Genomic DNA, 298 nt, shown 5'->3' with positions numbered 1-298 from the left:
CGAGGCAATCAGAGTTGAACAACGACTTAATGGAATACAATCCCATGATGTGCGAGGTATGCTTGACTTCGAGAATGATATTCTACGTGTTGCGCAAGAAGATCTAGGCATGTTGTCGCTAATTGAGAAGATGCATTTAGAAAGAATTAAGGAAGATCGTAATATTTGCGCTCATCCAACTTTCTCAGTCGATGGTACTCAGTTTGTTCCTCAGCCTGAAATGGCACGCTCATACATCGTTCAAGCGTCAAAGTATTTATTGAATCAGGCTCCTGTAAAAGGAAAGGTTATATTGAAA

Annotated in this window: 1 pseudogene; it reads left to right on the top strand. The window is 40.3% G+C overall.

The window, feature by feature from the left end:
- Positions 1–58 precede the first annotated feature (58 nt).
- Positions 59–298 (top strand): annotated as a pseudogene (locus AB4486_RS28030) (hypothetical protein); the annotation flags it as partial.

The sequence above is a fragment of the Vibrio sp. 10N.222.55.C6 genome (assembly GCF_041473395.1).
GTDB classification, from domain to species: domain Bacteria; phylum Pseudomonadota; class Gammaproteobacteria; order Enterobacterales; family Vibrionaceae; genus Vibrio; species Vibrio crassostreae_C.
This window is presented reverse-complemented; position numbering and strand designations above follow the sequence as displayed.